We start from the raw sequence: 6,945 nt of genomic DNA on the forward strand, positions 1-6,945 counted from the left end.
GTGTAAAAAATGGTTGCAAAACTGCTAGAAGTTAAAAATCTACAAACTTACTTTTATACAGAAGAAGGTGTAGTTAAGGCGGTAGATGGGGTTGATTTTGAGATTTATCCCGGCGAAACTCTGGGTATTGTAGGCGAATCAGGCTGTGGTAAAAGTGTTACCTCTTTATCAATCATGCGGCTGGTCGAATCCCCTCCCGGAAGAATAGAAGCCGGAGAGATTATTTTCAGAGGGAAAGATTTAACAAAAATATCTGAAAAAGAAATGCGAAAAATTCGCGGTAATGATATTTCAATGATTTTCCAGGAGCCGATGACTTCTTTAAATCCTGTTTACACTGTTGGAAATCAGATTATGGAAGCAATTATGCTGCACAAAAGTGTAGACAAAAAAGAAGCCAGACGGCAGGCAATTGAGATGCTGCAGAAGGTGGGGATACCTCTCCCCGAACAGCGTGTAGACGAATATCCTCACCAGCTATCCGGTGGGATGAGACAGCGGGTAATGATTGCCATGGCCTTAAGCTGTGATCCTCAATTATTGATTGCAGATGAGCCGACGACAGCGCTTGATGTGACTATTCAGGCTCAAATTTTAGAGTTAATGAACTCCTTAAAAGAAAGTTATGGTATGGCAATTATGATGATTACCCATGATTTAGGGGTAATTGCAGAAGTTTCAGATCGAGTAGCAGTTATGTATGCCGGTAAAGTAGTAGAATACTCAAATGTATACCCACTCTTTGAAGATCCAAAACATCCCTATACCTGGGGATTAATGAATTCAATACCGAAATTAGATAAGGATGTTGACCGCTTGGAAGCAATTCCAGGTAGTGTACCTTCTCCTCTTAATTTTCCGGAAGGCTGTAAGTTTAACACCCGCTGTCCTCTGGCTGAAGAGAAGTGTTATGACCAGGAACCCCCATTAGAGGATACAGGTGAAGGACATCTCGTTCGCTGCTGGAGATACAGAGACTTAGAGGAGATTAAAAAAAGAGGAGAAAGAATTTACGAGGATCGAGGTGTTTTAGACTAATGGCTGATAACTTATTAGAAGTAAGGAATTTAAAAAAATATTTCCCGGTGAAATCTGAAATATTTAAGAGAACTGTGGCCCAGGTAAAAGCTGTTGATGATATTTCTTTTTCGGTAGAAGAAGGTGAAACACTCGGTCTGGTAGGAGAATCAGGTTGTGGTAAGTCAACAACCGGTAGAACAATTCTTCGTCTTTTAAAAGCGACTGCTGGAGATGTTGTATTTGAGGGCAAAAGAGTAATGGAGTTGGATGCAAAGGAAATGAGGTTACTCAGGCGTGATATGCAGATTATCTTTCAGGATCCCTATGCATCCTTAAATCCGAGAATGACTGTGGCTGATATTGTTGGTGAGCCGCTTGTTATTCATAAGCTTGTTACCAGTAAAGAAGAAAAGTACAGCAAAGTAAAAGAGATTTTGGAGAATGTAGGGATGGGAGCAGAATATATGAACCGCTATCCGCATGAGTTTTCTGGAGGTCAGCGGCAGCGGATAGGTGTAGCCAGAGCCCTAGCAGTTGATCCTAAATTAATAATTGCAGATGAACCTGTATCTGCCCTTGATGTATCAGTTCAGGCTCAGGTTATTAATCTACTGCAGGATTTACAGAAAGAATATGGTTTAACCTATTTATTTATTGCTCATGATCTAAGTGTGGTAAAACATATTAGTGATCGAGTAGCAGTAATGTATCTTGGTAAAATAGTGGAACTAACTGACAAAAAGGAATTATTTAAAAATCCAATGCATCCTTATACTCAGTCACTTTTATCTGCAATACCTGAAGCAGATCCGAAAAAGAAAAAAGATAGAATTATTTTAAAAGGGGATGTTCCTTCACCTGTTAATCCTCCTTCGGGCTGCAGGTTCCATCCCCGCTGTCCTGAGGCTTTTGAACCCTGTCCAGAAGTTGAACCTGAGTTTAAAGAATATGGTGATGGGCACCTTGCAGCCTGTCATTTATTAAATAACTAAGCCAAAAATGCAGCGGGAGGTTAAGATGACTACTTTAATAAAAAATTTTAAGTTAATCGGATTTAATAAAAGCCTGCAGAATATCAATGAATTTTATTTGGATCAAGAGGGCTGCATTAGAGAAAAGCCAACGAATAACGAGATTGAACTAAAGATCTTGGATTTGGAGGGGAATTATCTGTCCCCGGGCTGGATTGACCTCCATACTCATATTTATTATGGTGTTTCGAATCTGGGTTTAAATCCTGATTTAATTGGACCAAAAACTGGTGTGACAGTTTTAAATGATACCGGGAGCGCAGGAGAGGCTAATTTTTTAGGATTTAAAAAATATATTATTGAGCCGCGTAATTATCCAATTTATGCTTTTATTAATCTCGGTTCTACTGGTTTGATAAAATCAAATCAGATAAGTGAACTTAATAGTTTAGAAATGATTGATCTTGACAATTTATACCGGAGAGTTGAAGCAAACAGAGAATATATTAGAGGAATAAAATTACGAGCAAGTGGTGTCATTTTACAGGGGATGAATTCTGATATTGTTAAACTGGCAAAAGCAGCAGCCCGCGAAGTATCACTTCCTTTAATGGTCCATGTTGGTGAGCCTTTACCTTTATTAGAAGATATTTTACCTTATTTAGATCCAGGGGATATTGTTACTCATATTTATCATGGTAAGCGCTGGGGCATTTATCGTAATAATGAATTTTTAAAAGAATATAAAGAGGCATTAGAAAAGAGAATTAAGTTTGATGTAGGACACGGGGCTGCAAGTTTTAACTTTGAGGTTGCCAGAAAAGCCTTTGCAGCTGGTTATTTTCCGGATACTATCAGTACAGATCTGCACACAGAAAATATTAATGGACCTGTCTGGGATTTAAGTTTAACCATGTCTAAATTAATGGAATTGGGTATGAATCTGGAACAGATTATTGAGGCTGTAACAGTTAATGCTGCTGATATCTTAAAAATTGATTCCTTTCAAAGTGAATTTTATAATTCTCAGGCCAGGTTTACGGTTTTTAGAAAAGAAGAATGTCAACTTGAAGTTTTTGATTCAAATAATAACAGGATAATTCTTCATAACTATTTGAGACCAGTTAAGACTATGATTGGGTCTAAGGTTTATGAGGCGGATTCTCGATTTAAAATTGAATAAACTAATTCAACCCACATTATAATGTGGGTTTTTTTTTGAAAAATATTAATATAATTTGTTATTAATCATTGAAAAACTGATAATTTTCTATAGCTGAACGTTTTTGTTGATATTCCTGGGGTGAAATTCCAACTTCTTTTTTAAAGGCTCTGTAAAAAGTTGAGTAATCACCAAAATTTAATTGAGAGGAAACTTCACTGCAGCTATTGTCATCAAGCAATAGCCTTTTAGCGGTCATTATTTTTTTGTAGTGTATATAGTGAATAATCGAAACACCGGTGTGTTTTTTGAAAATATGGGATAAATAGGATTTATTTAAATAAAATCTATCTGACAAAAAATCCAGAGAGAGAGATTTGTTAATATTATTATTGATATAAGTAATGATATCTAGAATTCTTTCATTATATTTTATAGTGCTACCTTCGTTCTTTTCTTTTTGCGTAAAGAGTTTATTGATCAAAATTAAAAGCTGAACAAAAATAGTTTCAATCATTATTTCTGATTCTTCAGTTTTCTGTTCCGCGTATTTAGTTATTTTTTTAAAGTAATTAAAAATTTTTTGATCCTGATCATAGATCTTATTATGGTGTGCTTCTTTTCGATTTTCAAAACATTCCAATAAGTTGAAATCATAGGAGTCATATTTTGATAAAACCCAGGGAAAAAAGTGAATAACAATTCTTTTATATGGTATATCTTGATTGAAGATTGGTTTATGCAGTTCTCTGTTATTCATAATTAGCAGAGTGTTTTTTTCTAATTCATAGGCATGTCCCTCTATATAATAGGTAACATCACCTTCCAAAAAATAAAATAGCTCATAAAAATCATGGAGATGCATATTAAATCTATCGGAATCAGATATCTCCTTGGATTTTTTATAAGTTACTTCTAAAAGGTTGTTACTCAAATAGCAATCTTTATCACTCATTGGAATTCCCCCTGTTTTAAAGTTTAATTTTATTATACCTAAAGATTTGCAATATTTAAAGCAGAAAACTCAAAGCAGAATAAAAATTATTGTTATATAATTAATTACAGAATGAATTTTCGGATAATTAAAACAAAAAATTTTTCAAAATAATATTAAAAAAATTAATAGGAGTTAATTTATAATTAAGAAAATAAATTGCTTTGGGGAAAGGAGAATCTATTAGTTTGTTAGAGTATACAGTTCAAAAAGATGGTTATTTAAATCACTGGAAAATATCAAAACTAAAAGAAAAATATTATAATTCAAATCCAGATACGATGGAAGCTAAAATAGATAATTCCTGGCTGGATAAAGGTTTTTCTATTCATCAGTATCCTTGTAGAAAAGAATTTTTAGCTGAATATGAAGATCGAGAAATTAATTTACGCAATAATCCTGCAGCAGAAAATATTTATTTTCCCTTTGGAAATCCTAAGGTGGAAAGATCTGGTTTTTGGTTTATACCAACATATTTGGAAAGCTGGGCTGAATCTTTAATTAAAGTGCCCGAAACTGGAGAATATAAATTTAAGGTAAAAACATGTGGAGGGATTAAAATCTGGATTGATGGAAAAGAGATTGTTGATTTCAGACCTTATGCTCGTAATATTGAAAAAAACAAGAAGTTTTCAATTAATTTAGATAAAGGCTCCCATAAATTCCAGGTGTTTTTTAATGATCTGGCAGAAAGAGATACTTTATATTATTTTGCTCTACAATCTCAAAATGATATAAAAATAAAACAAATTATAGAAGCAGAAAAGGATTTGAGAAAAGCTAAAGACCTTGAAAAGTTTTTGCAGTCTGCTCATTTTAAAGTAGATACTTACCGAGAGGGGAAAATTAAATTACATTTTTCCCATTCTTTTGTTGAAAATTTAGATTTAAAAATTAGTGCTGGTGGTGATTTTGTAGACTTCATTGATCAGACTGTAAGAGAAGTTATTCTGCCAAAAAATAAAAAAGAAATTGAAATCGGCAGTGTAGAAGATTATCCTATGGGTTTCAATCATTTTAAGATAACCGCCTTAATAGCTGATAATCTGACAATAAGTAAACATCTGACCTTACAAATTCATCAAAAAGAACTTCTTTTTCCTCCAGCGGATAGTTTAAAAAAGAGGAAAGAAAATAATTTGAAATTTATTATTGAACATGGCGAATCAATTGCCCAAAAGGCTCTGGCAATGATATCTGAGAAGACAGAGCTAAAAAAGGCAAAAAAAATATTATTAAATGAACTCAATGGTATAGAAAAACGGAAAGATTGTAGTGATTTCTATTTAGTACCCATACTTTGGTTATGGATTAAATATAAAGATGAAGTTTTTGATGATGCTTTTTGGAACTATGCCGAAGAAGTTATAAGAGGTTTTAGATACTGGATTGACGAAGAAGGCAGTGATGTTATGTGGTATTTTAGTGAGAATCACGCTCTGCTTTTTCATGTATCTGAACTGCTTGCTGGTCAGATTTTTCCTGAAAAAGGTTTTTCTAATTCTGGAATTACTGGAGAAGAACATTTTAAAAGGGCAGAAAAAAGACTTAATGAGTGGTTTAAAAGATTTTTTGCAGAAGGTTTTTCAGAATGGAATTCTACCGCCTATTTACCAATAGACTTAATAGGATTTTTTGCTCTTTATGAATTAGCAGATAATGATAATTTAAGGATTCAGGCAGAAAAGGCTATAGATATGACTTTTGAATTGATTGCTTATAATAGTCATCATGGGTTAATGGCCTGTTCTCACGGCAGAAGCTATGAAAAAGAGCTTAAAGGGAGATATGTAAATTATACTAATGCAGTCAGCAGAGTTTCCTGGGGAGTTGGTTATTTAAATGAAGCTACAAATGCCCAGGTTCTTTACTGCTTATCTGATTATAAACCAGATCCTGAATTAAAAAAATATGTTGATTGGAATGAGAAAAATGGTCTAATCTTTAAAAATACTCAGGGGAAAAATAATTTTGTGGATCTATATCTCTATAAAACAAAAGATTATTTATTAACTTCGGCAATAGATTTCAAATCAGCAAAAAAGGGTTATCAGGAGCATGTCAGTCAATTAACTATAGATGCTGAAGCATTATGCTGGATTAATCATCCAGGTGAAAATGTTGAAATTGGTTTTGGAAGACCAGCATACTGGGCTGGAAATGGTTACCTGCCAAAGGTGTCTCAGTATAAAAATATTCAGTTTTTACTTTTTGACATTGGGGAGGACCATCCGGTTGATTTTACCCATGCTTATTTTCCAGCTTATGCTTTTGATGAGTATTTGGAAAAGGATAATTATTACTTTGCCCGTAAGAATAATGCATTTTTTGCTATCACAGCTGCCCATAAATTAAATTTAGTTAAAGATGGAATTAACCAGGGCAGAGAATTAAAATCTTCTGGCAGAAAAAATAGCTGGATGATCAGAGCAGCTAATGATGATGAGTTTAAATCATTTAAAAGTTTTATTGACCAGATAAGCAATTCCTATTTGGATATAGATGAACAAGAAATTAAATTTATCGATCCAAAACAGGGTGAATTCCGCTTTAATTGGAAAAAAGGTTTGTCTCTAAATGATAGGGTCATAGAAGTAGAGCATACTGAACCAACTGGAAAATTAATAATAGATGAAAAATAATTATTATAAACTTAGTTTTGTTAATTAAATGGTTTTAACCATTTAATATAAAAATTAATTTAATAGGTGTTTGCAAAATAGGCAAAGAAAATAGTGAAAAACTGTAAGTGATGGGTTTAGTTCAATTTTTAGATTTAAAAAAATTGAATAAGGAAA

Annotated in this window: 5 protein-coding genes; 4 read left to right on the plus strand and 1 reads right to left on the minus strand. The window is 33.3% G+C overall.

The window, feature by feature from the left end; translation table 11 throughout:
- The first annotated feature begins 9 nt into the window (after positions 1–9).
- Genes BW929_RS03630 through BW929_RS03640 form a run of 3 tightly spaced genes read left to right on the plus strand, consistent with a single transcriptional unit; the run spans position 10 to position 3,174 of the window.
- Positions 10–1,038, plus strand: coding sequence for an ABC transporter ATP-binding protein (locus tag BW929_RS03630; protein WP_076544017.1), 1,029 nt, complete (start codon positions 10–12; stop codon positions 1,036–1,038).
- Positions 1,038–2,012, plus strand: a complete 975-nt coding sequence (locus BW929_RS03635; RefSeq protein ID WP_076544018.1) for an ABC transporter ATP-binding protein — start codon at positions 1,038–1,040, stop codon at positions 2,010–2,012. The genes BW929_RS03630 and BW929_RS03635 overlap by 1 nt, the downstream gene beginning before the upstream one ends.
- 25 nt (positions 2,013–2,037) lie before the next feature.
- Entirely contained in the window at positions 2,038–3,174 is a 1,137-nt protein-coding gene (locus tag BW929_RS03640; protein ID WP_084566076.1) for an amidohydrolase/deacetylase family metallohydrolase, read from the plus strand.
- Between the two features lie 61 nt (positions 3,175–3,235).
- Here the strand turns inward: BW929_RS03640 and BW929_RS03645 are convergent, their stop codons facing one another.
- Positions 3,236–4,108 carry an AraC family transcriptional regulator gene (locus BW929_RS03645; protein ID WP_076544020.1) on the minus strand — a complete coding sequence of 291 codons (873 nt, stop codon included), beginning with the start codon at positions 4,106–4,108 and terminating at the stop codon, positions 3,236–3,238.
- A gap of 227 nt (positions 4,109–4,335) precedes the next feature.
- Between BW929_RS03645 and BW929_RS03650 the strand changes: the two genes are divergently transcribed.
- A complete protein-coding gene (locus tag BW929_RS03650) occupies positions 4,336–6,789 on the plus strand; it encodes a PA14 domain-containing protein (RefSeq protein WP_076544021.1) in 2,454 nt (817 codons plus the stop codon).
- Positions 6,790–6,945: the final 156 nt, after the last annotated feature.

Source organism: Halanaerobium kushneri, assembly GCF_900156285.1.
GTDB classification, from domain to species: domain Bacteria; phylum Bacillota; class Halanaerobiia; order Halanaerobiales; family Halanaerobiaceae; genus Halanaerobium; species Halanaerobium kushneri.